Source organism: Mesorhizobium sp. WSM4844 (assembly GCF_055811775.1).
In genome coordinates, this window is the sequence record NZ_JBVVQB010000228.1 from 1 (window position 1) to 244 (window position 244).

The 244-nt window shown below is 27.5% G+C and carries 1 protein-coding gene; it reads right to left on the minus strand.

The window, feature by feature from the left end; genetic code table 11:
- Positions 1-244: hypothetical protein (locus AC0L2A_RS36540; RefSeq protein WP_473613038.1), on the minus strand; the 244-nt coding region annotated here is incomplete at both ends.

Below are 244 nucleotides of genomic sequence, written 5' to 3' on the forward strand. Positions count from 1 at the left end.
GTGGCTGTTTTTTTTTTTTTTTTTTTTTTTTTTTTTGGTGGGGGGGGGTGGGGTTGGGTTGGTTGGTGTGTTTTGTTTTTTTTTTTTTTTTTTTGGGGGGGTGTTTTTTTTTTTTTTTTTTTTTTTTTTTTGTTTTGTTTTTTTTTTTTTTTTTTTTTTTTTGGGGGTGTTGTTTTTTTTTTTGGGGGGGGGGGGTGTTTTTTTTTTTTTTTTTTTTTTTTTTTTTTTTTTACAGGTAAACCGC